The organism is Amycolatopsis anabasis (assembly GCF_009765355.1).
GTDB classification, from domain to species: Bacteria; Actinomycetota; Actinomycetes; order Mycobacteriales; family Pseudonocardiaceae; genus Amycolatopsis; species Amycolatopsis anabasis.
The window spans coordinates 117727-133231 of the sequence record NZ_VTHK01000006.1 but is presented as its reverse complement, the minus strand read 5'-3'; the positions used below and the strand labels follow the sequence as shown (position 1 = coordinate 133231).

Here is a 15505-nt window from a genome sequence, read left to right as displayed (position 1 = left end):
ATACGTTGCGTTTCTTATCGAAGCTGTCTACCTTGGGTCATATTAGACACGGTTCGTTTCTTCTGTGGGGGCTTCGTTGCTGAACCGCCTGTTACGCACGTACCTGCGGCCGTACGGTCGCGAGCTCACGGCCGTCTTCGTGCTGCAACTCATCGGCACGCTGGCCTCGCTGTACCTGCCGAGCCTGAACGCCGACCTCATCGACTTCGGCGTGGTCAAGGGGGACACCGGTTACATCCTGTCCACGGGCGGCTGGATGCTGACCGTCACGGTGCTGCAGATCCTCTGCTCGGTCGGTGCGGCCTACTTCGGCGCCCGGGTCGCGATGGCGCTGGGCCGGGACATCCGGTCGGCCGTCTTCCACCGGGTCGGCGAGTTCTCCGCGCGTGAGGTCGCGGGGTTCGGCGCCCCGTCGCTGATCACGCGCACCACCAACGACGTGCAGCAGATCCAGCTGCTGGTGGTCATGGTGTGCACCATGCTGGTCATGGCACCGATCATGTGCGTCGCCGGCATCGTGATGGCGCTGCGGGAGGACGTCGGCCTGTCCTGGCTGCTGCTGGTCTGCGTGCCGGTGCTGGTGCTCGCGATCGGGTTGATCGTGTCCCGGATGGTGCCGCAGTTCCGCAAGATGCAGGAGCGGATCGACGAGGTCAACCGCGTGCTGCGGGAGCAGCTGTCCGGCATCCGCGTCATCCGCGCGTTCGTCCGCGAGCCCGCCGAGACCCGCCGGTTCGCCGACGCCAACCGCACGCTCACCGACACCGCGTTGCGGGTCGGCAGGTACCAGGCGCTGATCTTCCCGACGGTGCTGCTCATCCTGAACGCCTCCAGCGTCGCCGTGCTGTGGTTCGGTTCGCACCGCGTCGACGCGGGGGAGATGCAGATCGGCGCGCTGACCGCGTTCCTGAACTACCTGTTGCAGATCCTCATGTCGGTGATGATGGCGACGTTCATCTCGACCATGATCCCGCGCGCCGCGGTCTGCGCCGAGCGGATCACCGAGGTGCTGGACACCGAGTCCTCGGTGAGCCCGCCCGCGGCGCCGGTGCGGGAGCTGACCAGGAGCGCCGAACTCGAGTTCCGCGGCGTCGAGTTCCGGTATCCCGGCGCGGCGGATCCCGTGCTGCGCGACATCTCCTTCCGCGCCGAGCCGGGCCGCACCACCGCGATCGTCGGCAGCACCGGGTCGGGGAAGACGACGTTGCTCTCGCTCGTGCCCCGGCTGATCGACGTGACCGCGGGCAATGTGTTCGTCGACGGCGCCGACGTGCGCGAACTCGATCCCGACGCGCTGTGGAACCGGATCGGCCTGGTGCCGCAACGGCCGTACCTGTTCACCGGCACCGTGGCGACCAACCTCCGCTACGGGAACCCGGACGCCACGGACGAGGAACTGTGGCAGGCCCTGGAAATCGCGCAGGCCCGCGATTTCGTCGAGGACATGCCCGGCGGGCTGGCGGCGCCGATCGCGCAGGGCGGCACCAATGTTTCCGGCGGCCAGCGGCAACGGCTGTCCATCGCCCGGGCCCTGGTCCGCCGACCGGAGATCTACCTGTTCGACGACTCGTTCTCCGCGCTCGACCTGGCGACCGACGCGAGGCTGCGCGCGGCGCTGCGCCCGCACACCGCGCGGGCGGCGGTGCTCGTCGTCGCCCAGCGGGTTTCCACCATCCTCGACGCCGACCAGATCATCGTGCTGGACAACGGATCGGTCGTCGGGATCGGCACCCACCGGCAACTGCTGGACACCTGCCGGACCTACCAGGAAATCGTCCAGTCCCAGCTGACCCCGGAGCAGGCGGCATGAGCACCACCACCACAACCACTCCCCGGCCGCAGCCCTCGCCCATGGGCCGTGGCATGCCGGGCATGGGCATGCCGATGGGCAAGGCGAACAGCTTCGGGCCCTCCCTGAAACGGCTGATCGCCCGCATGCGCCCGGAACGGGTCAAGTTCGCGGCCGTCGTCGCGCTCGGCGTCGCCAGCGTCGCGTTCGCCGTGGCCGGGCCGAAGATCCTCGGGCAGGCCACCGACGTCATCTTCGACGGCGTGCTCGCGCGCCTGCGGAACGTGCCCGGCGCGGGGATCGACTTCGGCGCGCTGGGCACCGTGCTGGCCTGGGTGCTCGCCCTGTACCTGACGTCCTCGGTGTTCGGCTGGGCGCAGGGGCGCCTGCTCAACGGCGTGGTGCAGCGGGTCGTGTTCAAGCTGCGGGCCGACGTCGAGGAGAAGCTGCACCGGCTCCCGCTGCGCTACTTCGACGGTCAGCCCCGGGGCGAGCTGCTGTCCCGGGTCACCAACGACATCGACAACATCTCGACGACGTTGCAGCAGACCCTGAGCCAGCTGCTGACTTCGCTGCTGACCGTGCTCGGCGTGCTGGTGATGATGTTCACCATCTCGCCGCTGCTCGCGTTGCTCGCGCTGGTCCTGATCCCCGCCTCGGTGCTCATCACCGGCTGGATCGGCAAGCGGTCGCAGAAGCTGTTCATCGCGCAGTGGAAGCACACCGGCGCGCTCAACGCGCACATCGAGGAGGCGTTCACCGGCCACCAGCTGGTCAAGGTGTTCGGGCGGCAGCGGGAGTCCGAAGCCGAGTTCCGGCGCCGCAACGACGAGCTGTTCGGATCGGCCCTGGGCGCGCAGTTCATCTCCGGGCTGATCATGCCGGCGATGATGTTCCTGTCGAACCTCAGTTACGTCGTGGTCGCGGTGATCGGCGGAGTGCGGATCACCTCCGGCGCGATGAGCCTGGGCGAGGTGCAGGCGTTCCTCCAGTATTCGCGGCAGTTCACCCAGCCGCTGACCCAGGTGGCGTCGATGGCGAACCTGATGCAGTCCGGGGTCGCCTCGGCCGAGCGGGTCTTCGAGTTGCTGGATGCCGAGGAGCAGGAACCCGATCCGGCGGACGCTTCGCTGCCCGCCGAGCGGCGGGGGCGGGTCGAGTTCGAGGACGTCAGCTTCTCCTACCGGCCCGAGCAGCCGCTCATCGAGCACCTGTCGCTGGTCGCCGAGCCGGGGCAGACGGTGGCGATCGTCGGCCCGACCGGGGCCGGGAAGACCACGCTGGTCAACCTGATCATGCGGTTCTACGAACTGGACGCGGGCCGGATCACCCTGGACGGCGTGGACATCACCCGGCTGCGCCGGGAGGACCTGCGGTCGCAGACCGGCATGGTGCTCCAGGACACCTGGCTGTTCGGCGGCACGATCCGCGACAACATCGCGTACGGCAAACCGGACGCGACCGAGGAGGAGATCCTGGCCGCGGCGAAGGCGACCTTCGTCGACCGGTGGGTGCGCACGCTGCCGGACGGCTACGACACGGTGATCGACGACGAGGGCACCAACGTCAGCGCGGGGGAGAAGCAGCTGCTGACGATCGCGCGCGCGTTCCTGGCCGGCCCGTCGCTGCTGATCCTCGACGAGGCGACGAGTTCGGTCGACACCCGGACGGAATCGCTGGTGCAGCACGCGATGGCCGCGCTGCGCTCGTCGCGCACGAGTTTCGTCATCGCGCACCGGCTGTCCACGATCCGCGACGCCGACCTCATCCTGGTGATGGAGGCGGGCCGGATCGTCGAACAGGGCACGCACGACGAACTGCTCGAGTCCCGGGGCGCCTACTATCGCCTGTACTCGGCGCAGTTCACCGCCACCGCCTGAGTCACTCGAAGAGTCGAGGCCGTCGCCCCGAGTGGGCGGCGGCCTTTTCTCCGGGTTCCTTTCCGGCCGTTAGCCTTCCGAACGAACTTGGTGGTCCACAGAGGACATACGGCGTGCGGTGTCCCAAGTGGAGAGGGCAATTTTCCCGGCATCCCGGGACAGGTTCTGTGGTATCGACGGGATTCTTTCCCATTCGGACGGCGCGCGCGGTGGGTTGCCGCCCGATACTCTGATGCTTGCCCCAGTTTTCTTGTGATCAAGGTCACCCCGTTGACTGAGTCGGGTCGTGCGCAAGTCAATGAACGTGCGGCAAAATCATGCCAGGCGGGTCTTGGGGGCTGGTGTGTCGCACGTATGGTGCGCCGCAGTGTCGCGGTAACGAATTCTTTGCCGTCCGGCGAATGAGCTATCGTGCCGAGCCTGCGAAAGAAATCTGGGGGACAACTTCATGGAGTCGAAGCCGAGTGCCGATGTGGGGGAAAGAGTCACCACGGCAATACCGGACATTGTTCGCAAGTACCAGGAAAGATTGGAGCTCGTCGCCAATCCGCTCGGCATCGTCGCCGAGCTCCGGGGGCAGGCGCGGGCGCACGCGTCGCTGGTGCTGGAAGCCTTCGCCCGGGCGATCGGCTCGCCCGGGAGCGAGCCGCACCCGGGCGAGCCGCTCGCCGAACCGGCCGTCCTGGGCGGGCTGTGGGCCTGCCGCCGGGCCCGGTTCACCGATGCGCTGAAGGCGATCGAGATCCTGGCCGGGATCGCGCTGGAGGAGTTCGCGGACCTCGTTTCCGGGCTCCCCGGTGAGCCCCGGGCGGCCCTGGTCACCCGGGCCGCCCGCCTGCTCCAGGAGCTCAGTTCGCGGCACCTGTCCGCCGCGGCGGACAGCTACGACGCCTACCTGCTGGAACAGGTCGAGCAGGCGAATTCCGACGATCGCAAGCGCCTCGCGCGGGACGTGCACGACCAGCTCGGCAACAGCCTCGTCCTGGCCATGCGGCACCTCGAGCTGTACCGGGTGAAGGCGCGGGGCGCGGGCGACGATCATCTCCGGGCGGTCGAGGGCGCGCTGGCCGAGGCGAAGGACTTCACCCGCCTGCTCTTCTCCGGTCTCCGCGCCAAGGCGCCGCTGACCAGCCTGGCCCGGTCGCTCACCGCCTGCGCGGAGGAGCTCAACTTCCGGGCGGCCGAGGTCCGCGTCCGGGTGCACGGGGACGAGGCCTGGCTACCGGAGAATCACCGGGACGAGATCTTCCTGATTCTCCGCGAATTCCTGCGGAACTCGTTCGCGCACGCGTCGCCGGAGAACGTCCGGGTGCGGGTCGGGATCAGTCCCGGCCGCGTGGATGTGGCGGCGGACGACGACGGATCCGGTTTCGCTTCTCCGGATCGGAACGATTTGCGCGACGGCGCGGGCCTGACCGTCATGCGGGAACGCGCCGAACACCTGGGGGGACGACTTTCCCTGATCAGCAAGCCCGGCCGGGGCACGAGTATGCGGCTGTGGGTTCCGCTGCCCGAGAACGAGCACCGCGCCGATTGACTTCAGGAGAGCAAAGAATATGAAAGAGACTCGAATTCTGATCGCCGACGACCACACGCTGCTCGGCAACGCGCTGGCCGAGTTGCTCGAGGCCGAACCCGATCTTTCCGTGGCAGGGGTGGCCGGCAGCGTGGACGAAGCCTTGCGCCTGGCCGCCGAGCACCGGCCGCATGTCGTGCTGCTGGACATCGAAATGCCGGGAAACGAACGTCCGCAGGACACCGTGCGCCGCCTCCAGCACGTCCGGCCGGGGGTGCGCGTGCTCGTCCTCACCATGCACGACGACACCGCGCTGGTCCGGTTGTTGCTGGCGGCGGGAATCGCGGGCTTCCTGCACAAGACCGTGACCCGGCACGCGCTGGTGGCCGCGGTCCGCGGCGCACGGCTGCCCGGCAATCCCGTCACCGTCTCGCTGTCGGCGAATCAGCTGCTGCGCCCGGAGCCGGCGGAACCGGGACCGTTGTCCCCGCGCGAGGCCGAGGTGATCGAGCTCGTGGCCAAAGGCCTGAGCAACTACCAGATCGCCCGCCGGCTCGACATCGTGGAGGGCACCGTGAAACGGCACATGCGCAGCATTTTCGACAAGCTCGCCGCCCGGTCCCGGGTCGAGGCCGCGAACAAGGCCGTCCAAATGGGACTCATCCCGTCGCCGGTCCCGGTGCCCGTTCCGTCGCTGCGCCGGTGACTCACGACCGCGCCTGCACGACGAGGCAGGACCAGGTGAAGCCCGCCCCGGCGCTGAACACCAGGGCGGCTTCACCCGGTGCGAGGATCCCCTGCCACGCCAGTTCGGCCACCCCGGCGAGCGCGTCCCCGGCGCCGAGGTGGCCGGTGGTCGTGCCGAGGTCGAGCAGTTCGGTGCGCAGGCATCCGGCCAGGACCGGGCGCCACACCGCGTCGAGGGTTTTGCGCCCGAACCGCGGGAGCACCGCGCACCGCAACCGGGGATCGTCCGGCGCCAGACCGGCCTCCCGCAAGGCCGTGGCGGCGATCGTGGTGACACTGCGCCGGTTCGCCAGCAGGAACGGGTCCTGACCGTGCTCGCGCAGGTAGGCGCGTTTCGTGGCGCGCATGTCCACGCGGTCGCGATGGGTGCGGGCGGCGCGGGCGAACGGATCGGCGCCGCGGTGCATGCCCTCCAGTTCCGGCGCCGCCGCCGTGACGATCGAGCGCAGGAGCAGCGCGTCCGCCGGGTCCGCGGGAACGCGCAGCAGCAACGCGGTCGCCGCGTCCCCGTAGGCCACCCCGTAGTCACCGGCCCAGCGGTCGAATCCGGGAGCGGTGAACCGGTCGGCGGTGGTGACCAGACCCCAGCGCGTGCCGCCCGGCCCGGCCGCGAGCAGGCGCGCCGCGGTCAGTTCGACACCGGCCGGGCCGCCGTTGCACACCTGCTGGACGCCGACCGGAAACGCCCGCCGGGCGCCGATTCGATCGGCGATGTAATGCGCGGGCGACCACAGGTCGTGCCCCTGGTAGTACATCCACGCGTGGCACACGACGTCGAGGTCCTCCGCGTCGGCGCCCGCTTGTTTGAGCGCACCCAGCGCCGCGTGCACGGCCATGTCCGGCGCCGCCTCGTCACCGGCGTCGGGCACCTCCGGATGACCGAGGTCCCGGGCGTCCCGCGCGCGCAGGCGCCCCTCCCGGACGGCCGCGTCGGCCAGTTCCCGGCCCGGCGGAAGCCACAATTCACCGGCCGCAATGCCGATCGCGTCGGTTCTCATCGGTCGCGCCCCCATTCGACAGTCCATCCGCGACATTCACGCTGGCACGTGCGGCACCGCGAGTCACTGTCTCCTCCGGACGCCCCGCTGTCACTTTGGATGTGCTTGCCCCGGCACCGGTGGCCGGGATTTGATTCGGGGGACCCCGTGACCGGGGTGAGTCAATTCTGGGGAGAAGAATCATGAGCCACGTGTTTTCGGACGAACTGCGCGACCAGGTCCGCGAGATCGTCGCGGAGGTGCTCGAAGTCGACGCCGCCGACATCACCGACGACAGCAGTTTCTTCGACGACTTCGACGCCGACTCGCTGCTCGTCATCGAGATGTTCGCGCGTTTCGAACGCGAACTGGGGATCAAGATCCCGCAGGAGGAGATCTCCGAACTGGACAGCCTGCCGGCCGCCTGCGAGGTGGTGGCCAAGCACAGCGCGGCGGAGATCGTTCATGCGTGAGCGCCGGGTGGTGGTCACCGGCCTCGGTGCGGTGAGCGGCCTCGGGCTGGGCAAGCAGGCGGTCGTCGACGGCGTCCGGGCGGGACGCGGCGGGATCGGGCCCATCGAGCAGTTCGACGCCACGGGATTCGAGCACACCCGGGCGGGCGAGGTGCGCGGCTTCGACCCCGCCGACCACCTGCGCGACCCCGGCCGCTGGGGCCGCTCGGGGCAGTTCGCCGCGGCCGCCGCGCGGATGGCGGCGGCGGATTCGGACACCGATCCGGAGGCGCTCGCCGCCGGGCGCGTCGCGAGCTGCTTCGGCACCACCAACGGCGAGTCCCAGGTGCTGGAGCGGCTGGCCGAGCACGTCGTCGCGCACGGGCCCGGATCGGCGCCGCCGGAGCTCGCCGGGCGGGCCGACGCCGGGCGGATCGCCGCCGCCGTCGCCACCGAACTGTGCCTCACCGGGGAAACCTTGACCTTCGGCACGGCGTGCGCGGCCGCCAACTACGCGATCGGCTACGCCTTCGACCTGGTGCGCGCCGGAGACGCCGACGCGGCGCTGTGCGGCGGAGCCGACGCGGCCAACCGGTCGACCCACGCCGGATTCCACCGGCTCGGCGCCCTCGCCCGGGACGTGCCGCGGCCGTTCGACAAGGACCGGGATGGGATCGTGACCGCCGAAGGGGGCGTCGCGCTCCTGCTGGAGCCCCTCGACGCCGCGCTCGACCGCGGCGCGCGGATCTACGCGGAGGTGCTCGGCTACGGGATGACCTGCGACGCGCGGCACATGACCAATCCGGACGCCGCGTCGATCGCGGCGTGCATCCGCGTCGCCCAGCACCGGGCCGGGGTCAAACCCGAGGAGGTCGACTACATCTGCGCGCACGGCACCGGAACGCGCGCCAACGAGGCCGCCGAGGTCGCGGCGGTGCGCGCGGTGTTCGGCGAGCGCATCCCGCCGATCAGCTCGGTGAAGTCGTTGCTCGGCCACACGATGGGCGCCGCGGCCGGATTCGGCGCGCTGGTGTCCTGCGCGGCCGTCCACGACGGGTTCCTGCCGCCCACCGCGACGCTGCGGGAGCGGGATCCCGAACTGGGCCCGGGCCTGGACTGCGTGCCGGCGGCGCGGACCGCGCGGGTCCGGATCGCGCAGAACCACGGCTTCGCGTTCGGCGGGAACAACGCCATCACGCTGTTCGGGGAGGTGGCCGCCTGATGACCGCCGCACCCGCGCTCAGCCCGGTCGCCGACATCGTCGGTTGCGGCGTGTTCAGCGCCGCCGGAACCGGCCTCGAAGCGATCACCGGACTCGCCCCGGCCCGGCCCGCGCCGCGGGACGAACCCGGCTGGCCCCCGCTCGCCGTCGCGCCGGTGCCCGGCTTCGATCCGGCCGCGGTCCTGGGCAACCGGGGCCTGTCCCGGCTCAGCCGCACCGACCAGCTGGCCATGGCCGCCTGCGTGACCGCGCTCGACGCGGCCGGGGCGGGGCCGGATGCGGAGCGGACCGGGATCGCGCTGGGCATGTCGGTGGGCAGTGCCGCGACCGTGCTGGAATTCCTGCGCGACACGTTCGAGCGGGACCGGCCGTACCTGGTCAACCCGGCCCAGTTCCCCGGCACGATGATGAACTCGGCCGCGGGCAAGACCGCGATCAGGACCGGGCTCACCGGCGTGAACGCGACCGTGTCGGGTGGCCCGGTGTCCGGTCTGCACGCCCTTCGGTACGCCTGCGCGGCGCTGCGCGACGGCCACGCGCGGCGGATGCTGGCCGGCGCGGTCGAGGAGCTGGCCGCCGAACCGGCCTGGGCGTGGCATCGCGGCGGCGGACTGGCCGAGGGCACGCCGCTCGCCGAGGGCGGCGCGGTGTTCGCGCTCGACCTGCCGGGGGGTTCCGGTGACCGCCTGCTGGGCCGGATCCTGGCCTGCGAAACCGGTTTCACCGGCGACGGCCCGATCGCGGTGGCCGCGCGGCTCGCCGAGACCGTCCACAGTGCACTCGACCGCGCGGGCGTGGCGGCCGGGGAGGTCGGCCTGCTCGTGCCCGGGGCCGGTGGGCGGCGGGGCTGGGCCGCGGTCGAAGAACGCGCGCTGCGGGCCGTTTTCCCGGAACGGGCCGCCAGGCGGCTCGGGGTCGGCGCGGTCCTCGGGGAAACGCACGGCGCCAGTGCGGCGCTGCAACTGGCCACCGCACTGGCGAACTGGGCGCCCGGCGGCGAGGTCGCCGTGCTGACCTCGGTCGGTTCCGATGGCTCGGTCGGCTGCCTGGTCGTCGCGAGTCCCGAGTATGCGAGGGGGAAGCTGTGATCACCGCTGTCATCCCGGATCTGGCCTACGACCAGACCGTCCCGCGCGACCTGCTGCACCGCTGGTCGCTGTCCGAGGTCTTCCTGACCGGGTACGCGCGGGTGGACGAGGAACGGTTCGCGTGCGCCGCGCAGCTTCCGCTGTCGCACGGGTACTTCCGCGACCACGTGGCGGCCGCGGCCTGGCACGATCCGCTGAACGTGCTGGAGGCGGGGCGTCAGGCGATGACCTACGCGGCCCACGTGCACCAGGGCGCGCCGCGGGCGACCGCGTTCATGGTCCGGTCGTGGCGGCTGGAAATCACCGATCGCGCGGCGCTCGCGTGCGGCGAACGGCCGGGGGAACTCCGCGTGGAGGGCGCGGTTCCCCAGCGCCGGGTGCGCGGCGGGCATCTGCGGCGCCTGCTCTTCGAGCTGGATCTCGTGCTCGACGGCCGGGCGCTCGGCCACCTGTCCATGGACATCGGCTGCACGCCCGCCGAGCAGTACCTGGTGCTGCGGCGGATGCAGCGCGGCGCGGAGATCGCGACCGCGTTCGCGCTGCCCGCCGGACCGGCCGGAACGCCGGTGCATCCGTCCGCTGTGGACAAACACGATCCGCGCAACGTGGTCCTCGACGGCGCCCGGATCGAGGAGGGCGCGCTCGGCGCCGTGCTCAGCCCGCGGACGTTCCGCAACCGCAGCATGTACGACCATCCCTACGACCACGTTCCGGCGATGGTGCTGAGCGAGGCCGCGCGCCAGTGCGCGTTCCTGCTGTCCGGAAAGGACCCCGGAGGCCGGGTGGTGCTCCGGCTGGACGGCCGGTTCGACCGGTTCGCCGAGGTGGACGCGCCGGTGGAGTTGACCACCACGACCTTGCCGGAACCCGGTTCCTTCCGGATGGCGGCGGCGCAGGGCGGCGCGGTGGTCGCGTCGATCGACCTGGCGCTCGGCTGAACGGGGGAGATGTGCTCGCGTTCTTCGACGTCGACGAGACGCTCATTTCGGTCAAGAGCATGTTCGACTTCTACGACTACTTCCTCGACGCCGCCGGGTACCGCCCGGCGGAGCAGCGTGCGCTCCGGGACGAGGCGCGGGCCCTGCTGCGCCCGGGGACGCCGCGCGAACAGGCGAACCGGCTGTTCTACCGCCGGTTCGCCGGCCGCAAGGCCGCCGAGCTCGCCGAGTTCGGGCGCGCGTGGTTCGCCGAGCACCTGCGCCGCGGCGGCCTGTTCCACACCGATGTGCTCGCCGCGCTGCGCGGCCACCGGGCCGCGGGCGCGACGGTCGTGTTCCTCTCCGGGTCCTTCCCGGCCTGCCTGGATCCGGTGGCCGAGTACTGCGATGCCGATCTGGTGCTGTGCACCCAGCTCGAACTCCGGGACGGCGTCTGCACCGGCGAGGTGACCCGCACCATGATCGGCGACGCGAAGGCGAACGCGGCCCGCGAACTGATCGAGCGGTCCGGCGCGCCGGCGGCGGAGTGCTTCGCGTACGGGGACCACACGTCCGATCTCGGCCTGCTCCGGCTGGTGGGCAACCCGGTCGTCGTCGGGCCGAACCCGGAGATGGCGGTCGTCGCCGCCGAACTCGGGTGGCCCCACCTCCCCGGGGTCACCCGCACCCCGGCCGGCTAGCGCCACCCTTCCCGGCCGGAACCGCGAGGAGGGCACTTTCCCGGGAAAGTGCCCTCCTCGCCTGCGCGCTCGAGGTCGCCAGGTCACGGGGGTCGTGAGTGTTTGGACCGGTTGGAACCGGCCTGTCCACTCACGACCCAGCACCCGGCTCCCCCGCGTACGCAAGGAAACCCGTCGCCGCCCGCCCCGAAAGTGCGCGCGCTTTCGGCGAGCCCCTCAGGTGGCCCGGATGTCGAACTCGCCTACCGAAACGGGGAACTCGGTAGACCGAAACGGGGAACTCGCACGTCCGAAACGGGGAACTCGCGCCAGGTGCACGATCACTGGCGCGCGCGTGCCGCGTCCAGGGCTGCCGGGAGCGTGGAAACCCGTGCCGGGGTAACGGTTTCGTGCAGGTAGCCGTCCGGGCGCACGACCGCGAAAACCGCCGCGTCGCCCAGGGCGTCGGCGAGCGGGCCCTCCCCGTACCGCGGTTCGGCGACCACGGCGTGCGGGGCGACCAGTTGCCGTGCCCGCCGCACCAGGTCCGCCCAGCCGGGCCGGGTCCGGTTTCCCGGCCACGCCAGTACCGTGAACCCGTCGGCCGCGATCGCCGTCCAGGTGCGTCCGGCCACCCGGAACTCCGGTGCGAGCGGTGCGGCGACCGGCAGCACCGGCAGCCGTTCACCGGGCCGGGCGCGACGCTTACCGGGCAACGAGTTCCGCAGCAGACGCCGCGCCGCGGCCGGGTACCGCACCCCGGTCTGCGCCACCAGCGGCGCGAGGCCGCGCTGGAGCAGGCCACCGGCGGAGGCGGCGCGCAGGGCGATGTCCCGGACGGCGATCTGGCGGCCCTTCCGCAGCAGCCCCCAGTCGGTTTGCAGCGTGGTGGTGCGGGCGACGGCGTGCGCGGCGTCCCGGCGCTCCCGGTCGTAGCCGTCGAGAACCCGTTCCGGCAGCCGGCCGCGCAGCACGCCGCCGAGCCGCCAGCCGAGGTTGACCGCGTCCTGCAAGCCGGTGTTCATCCCCTGCGCCCCGGCCGGGCTCATGATGTGCGCCGCGTCCCCGGCGAGCACGCAGTGGCCGATCCGGAACCGGGCGGCGATCCGCGCGTGCACCCGGAACGTGGTGCTGAACCGCAGCTCGCCCAGCGCGGTGCGGCCGGGACCGCGCTCGTCGATGATCGACTGGAAGAACTCCCGCGACGGCGGGGTGTCGTCGGTGGCGTGCGGCACGCTGACCGCGACCCGGCTGATCCCGGCACCCAGCGGCGCGAAGGCGAGGCTGCCTTCCGGGGTGTAGCAGTAGCTCAGCACGTTCAGCGGCACGTCCCCGGTGACCTCGGCGTCGGTGACGGCGAAGCTCACGTCGAACTGCTCGCCCTCGAACGAGGCGCCGAGCAGCTTGCGCACCGAGCTGTGCGCGCCGTCCGCGCCGACCAGCCACGTGGTCTGGACCTCTTCGGTGGTGCCGCCCGGCCCCGCCAGCACGGCGACCGGCCGGGGGCCGTGCGCGTTCCGGATTTCGCTCAACCGCACCCCGCGTTCGACCTTGCCGCCCAGTTCGCCGAGCCTGCCCTCGATGATCTCTTCCGTCACGCTCTGGGCGATGCCCAGGGCGAACGGGTACGGCGTGTCCCGCAGCCGGTTCATCCAGGCCGTGCCGAGCGGGCGGCCGTGGGAGAAGTAGGTGACGCCATCGATCGGATGCCCGCGCTCGGCCAGCCGATCGGTGAGATCCGTGTGGCGCAACAGTTCCAGCAACCGCGGCCAGACGATGGTGGCCCGCGAATGCGTCGAATGCTCCCGCGCGGCGTCGATCAGCCGCACCGGAACGCCCTGCTGGAGCAGTTCGCACGCCAGCAGCATGCCCACCGGCCCGCCGCCGACGATCAGCACCTGTTCGTCCATGAAACGTCCCCTCGTTACGACCGGACCTGTCCGATCGCACGCTACGGGCGAGGGGCCCGCGGAACGGCGCCGATGTTCCGGACGGCGCACCCCGGGTGTCACTAAAGCGGCAGCGGGGGTTTCAGCCGTCGGACAGTGTGCTAATCGCCCGCTGGAGGAGTTCGCGCAGGGACTTCTCCTCGTCGTCGGTGAACGCCGCGGAAAGCCGGGCCTCCACGGCCAGCGCGGCCTCGTTGGCCTTGCGGAAGACCGCGTGCCCGGAGCGGGTCAGCTTCGCCACGAGCACCTGGGCGTGCACGTCCGAGGGGGTGCGTTCGATCAGCTTCTTGGCTTCCAGGGTCGACAGCAGCGAAGCCATGCTCTGCGGTGTCACGTAACAGATCCGGGCCAGTTGCGCGCCCGACAGCGGCGCCACCGACAGCGCGTTCAGCGCCGCGTACTGCGGCACGGACAACCCGAACGGCTTCAGCACGCGGTGCTTCTCGGCCATCAGCGCCTGCTCGGACCGCTTCAGGAAGGTGCCCAGGCGCGTTTCCAAGCTCTCCGCGATCCGCTCTTCGACGCCCATGTGACCTCACTCGTGTGACCCGTTCCTCCCGCATCCCGGGAGCCCGTCCAAACTATCAGGCTTCTCATGGAAGAGAGAAGTCTGCTGCTTGACGGCGTCCGCTCGCAGCTGCTTCTATGTCTTTCATACATCAGGGATTGGATGGTCCTAAGACTTCACGTGCCCTAGAAAGGTTATTCATCGTGGTCAACGTCGTAGCTGCCCCGCGGCGCCGGACGAGGCCCGGCCTCACCCTCGCCGTGGTGTGCGCCGCGATCGTGCTCGTGCCGGTCACCGCCACCGGCGCCTCGGTCGCGCTTCCCGACGTCAGCAACAGCCTGCACACCGACCTCACCTCCGCCCAGTGGGTGGTGAACGCGTTCTTCCTGACCTTCGCCAGTTTCATGGCGATCACCGGGTCCCTCGCCGATCTGACCGGGCGGCGGCGGATGTTCGCCGGCGGCATCGCGCTGTTCTGCGCGTCGATGCTGGTCGCGGCGTTCGCGCCGGTGATCGGCTTGCTCATCGCGGCCCGGGTGCTCGCCGGGATCGGCGCGGCCTGCGTGATCACCGGGGGCAGCGCGCTCCTGGCGCACGCGTTCGAAGGCCGGGCCCGCACCAGGGCGTTCGGGGTGTTCGGCACCGCGATCGGCCTCGGCCTCGCGTTCGGCCCGCTGGTCGCCGGGGTGCTGGTCACCTCGCTGGGCGGCTGGCGGGCCTTCTTTCTGGTCGCCGCCGTCGTCCTGCTGCCGCCGCTGGTGTTCGTCCCGCTGCTGCCCGAGTCCCGGGACGCGCACCCCGCCGGTCCGGACTGGCCGGGCGCGGTCACCTTCACCCTCGGGCTGTCCCTGTTCGTGCTGGGGGTGATCGAGGGGCCCTCGCTCGGCTGGGGCAGCCCGCTGGTCGTCGGCGCGCTCGTCGCGTGCGTGCTCCTGCTGGCGGCGTTCGTGGCGATCGAGCGCCGCGCGGAACACCCGATGATCGACGTCTCGCTGTTCACCCAGCCGCGTTTCCTGGCGATCTGCGCCATGCCGGTGCTGCTGGCCTTCGGCTTCGTCGCGCCGCTGATGCAGCTGCCGTCGTACTTCATGGCGGTCGACGGGATGAGCGCCCGGTCCGCCGGCCTGCTGCTGGTGCTGCTCACCGGGCCGACGCTGGTCATGCCGGTGCTGATCAGTTCGATCGCGCACCGCGTCACCCAGCGGATGCTGCTGGTGGTCACCATGGTCCTGGTCGCCGCCGGTGCGGCCTGGCTGACCGTCATCCACCCCGGGGCGAGTGCCGGGGAGCTGGCCGGCCCGCTGCTGTGCATCGGCGCGGGTTTCGGGATCTCGCTCGCGATCCTGGACGGCGCCGCGGTTTCCGCCGTCGCTCCCGCGCGGGCGGGGATGGCGGCGGGCGTGTTCAACACCATGCGCCTGGGCGGCGAGTCGGTCGCGATCGCGGTCCTCGGCTCGCTGCTGACCGCGGTGACCCAGTCCCAGCTGACCGATTCGCTCGGCCGGGACACGGCGGGTGCGGTCACGGCCAGGGTTCTGCAGGGCGACATGGGGGGAGCGGTGGCCGCGGGTCCCGGTCCGGCCGCGTCGCTGCGGGCGACCGCCGCGTCGGCGTACACCGACGCGCTGCACGCGGGGATGTGGACCATCGCCGCGCTGTCGATTCTCGGCGCCGCCCTGGTCGGATTGCTGACCAGGGAACGTCCGGCGGAAACCGGAACGACCGAAATCGAGAAAACCGAAAATTGTCCGGCAGTTTGATTCCGAGGAGCAGAACAGTT

The 15505-nt window shown here is 71.2% G+C and carries 13 protein-coding genes; 10 read left to right on the top strand and 3 right to left on the bottom strand.

Annotation, left to right across the window (positions count from 1 at the left end):
- Positions 1-76 precede the first annotated feature (76 nt).
- The 4 genes from FXO23_RS10195 to FXO23_RS10180 all read left to right on the top strand — a co-directional run bounded on the left by FXO23_RS10195 (position 77) and on the right by FXO23_RS10180 (position 5891).
- Positions 77-1810 (top strand): ABC transporter ATP-binding protein, encoded by a 1734-nt coding sequence (locus FXO23_RS10195; RefSeq protein ID WP_158883286.1) that lies wholly within the window; start codon positions 77-79, stop codon positions 1808-1810.
- Positions 1807-3669, top strand: coding sequence for an ABC transporter ATP-binding protein (locus FXO23_RS10190; protein WP_158883284.1), 1863 nt, complete (start codon positions 1807-1809; stop codon positions 3667-3669). The genes FXO23_RS10195 and FXO23_RS10190 overlap by 4 nt, the downstream gene beginning before the upstream one ends.
- 529 nt (positions 3670-4198) lie before the next feature.
- Complete coding sequence (locus FXO23_RS10185; RefSeq protein WP_158883282.1) at positions 4199-5206, top strand: sensor histidine kinase; 1008 nt, start codon at positions 4199-4201, stop codon at positions 5204-5206.
- 19 nt (positions 5207-5225) lie between these two features.
- Positions 5226-5891, top strand: coding sequence for a response regulator (locus tag FXO23_RS10180; protein ID WP_158883281.1), 666 nt, complete (start codon positions 5226-5228; stop codon positions 5889-5891).
- Between the two features lies 1 nt (position 5892).
- Here FXO23_RS10180 and FXO23_RS10175 read toward each other — a convergent pair whose 3' ends face one another.
- Positions 5893-6930, bottom strand: a complete 1038-nt coding sequence (locus tag FXO23_RS10175; protein ID WP_158883280.1) for a ketoacyl-ACP synthase III family protein — start codon at positions 6928-6930, stop codon at positions 5893-5895.
- 182 nt (positions 6931-7112) lie between these two features.
- Between FXO23_RS10175 and FXO23_RS10170 the strand changes: the two genes are divergently transcribed.
- The 5 genes from FXO23_RS10170 to FXO23_RS10150 are packed head-to-tail and all read left to right on the top strand — an operon-like array spanning position 7113 to position 11289.
- Positions 7113-7382: an acyl carrier protein gene (locus tag FXO23_RS10170; protein WP_158883278.1), complete on the top strand. Its 270-nt coding sequence runs from the start codon at positions 7113-7115 to the stop codon at positions 7380-7382.
- A complete protein-coding gene (locus FXO23_RS10165) occupies positions 7375-8583 on the top strand; it encodes a beta-ketoacyl-[acyl-carrier-protein] synthase family protein (RefSeq protein ID WP_158883276.1) in 1209 nt (402 codons plus the stop codon). The genes FXO23_RS10170 and FXO23_RS10165 overlap by 8 nt, the downstream gene beginning before the upstream one ends.
- Complete coding sequence (locus FXO23_RS10160; protein ID WP_158883274.1) at positions 8583-9671, top strand: beta-ketoacyl synthase N-terminal-like domain-containing protein; 1089 nt, start codon at positions 8583-8585, stop codon at positions 9669-9671. The genes FXO23_RS10165 and FXO23_RS10160 overlap by 1 nt, the downstream gene beginning before the upstream one ends.
- Positions 9668-10609 carry an AfsA-related hotdog domain-containing protein gene (locus FXO23_RS10155; protein ID WP_158883272.1) on the top strand — a complete coding sequence of 314 codons (942 nt, stop codon included), beginning with the start codon at positions 9668-9670 and terminating at the stop codon, positions 10607-10609. Before FXO23_RS10160 ends, FXO23_RS10155 begins: the two co-directional genes overlap by 4 nt.
- Before the next feature lie 11 nt (positions 10610-10620).
- Positions 10621-11289, top strand: coding sequence for an HAD family hydrolase (locus FXO23_RS10150; RefSeq protein ID WP_246257099.1), 669 nt, complete (start codon positions 10621-10623; stop codon positions 11287-11289).
- 320 nt (positions 11290-11609) lie between these two features.
- On the opposite strand, the gene FXO23_RS10145 is transcribed toward FXO23_RS10150, so the two are convergent.
- Both FXO23_RS10145 and FXO23_RS10140 read right to left on the bottom strand, forming a co-directional pair.
- Positions 11610-13178, bottom strand: a complete 1569-nt coding sequence (locus tag FXO23_RS10145; protein WP_158883270.1) for an FAD-dependent monooxygenase — start codon at positions 13176-13178, stop codon at positions 11610-11612.
- Between the two features lie 121 nt (positions 13179-13299).
- Positions 13300-13746 carry a MarR family winged helix-turn-helix transcriptional regulator gene (locus FXO23_RS10140; protein ID WP_158883268.1) on the bottom strand — a complete coding sequence of 149 codons (447 nt, stop codon included), beginning with the start codon at positions 13744-13746 and terminating at the stop codon, positions 13300-13302.
- A 182-nt stretch (positions 13747-13928) separates the two neighbouring features.
- Between FXO23_RS10140 and FXO23_RS10135 the strand changes: the two genes are divergently transcribed.
- Entirely contained in the window at positions 13929-15485 is a 1557-nt protein-coding gene (locus FXO23_RS10135; RefSeq protein WP_246257098.1) for an MFS transporter, read from the top strand.
- The last annotated feature ends 20 nt before the right edge of the window (positions 15486-15505 follow it).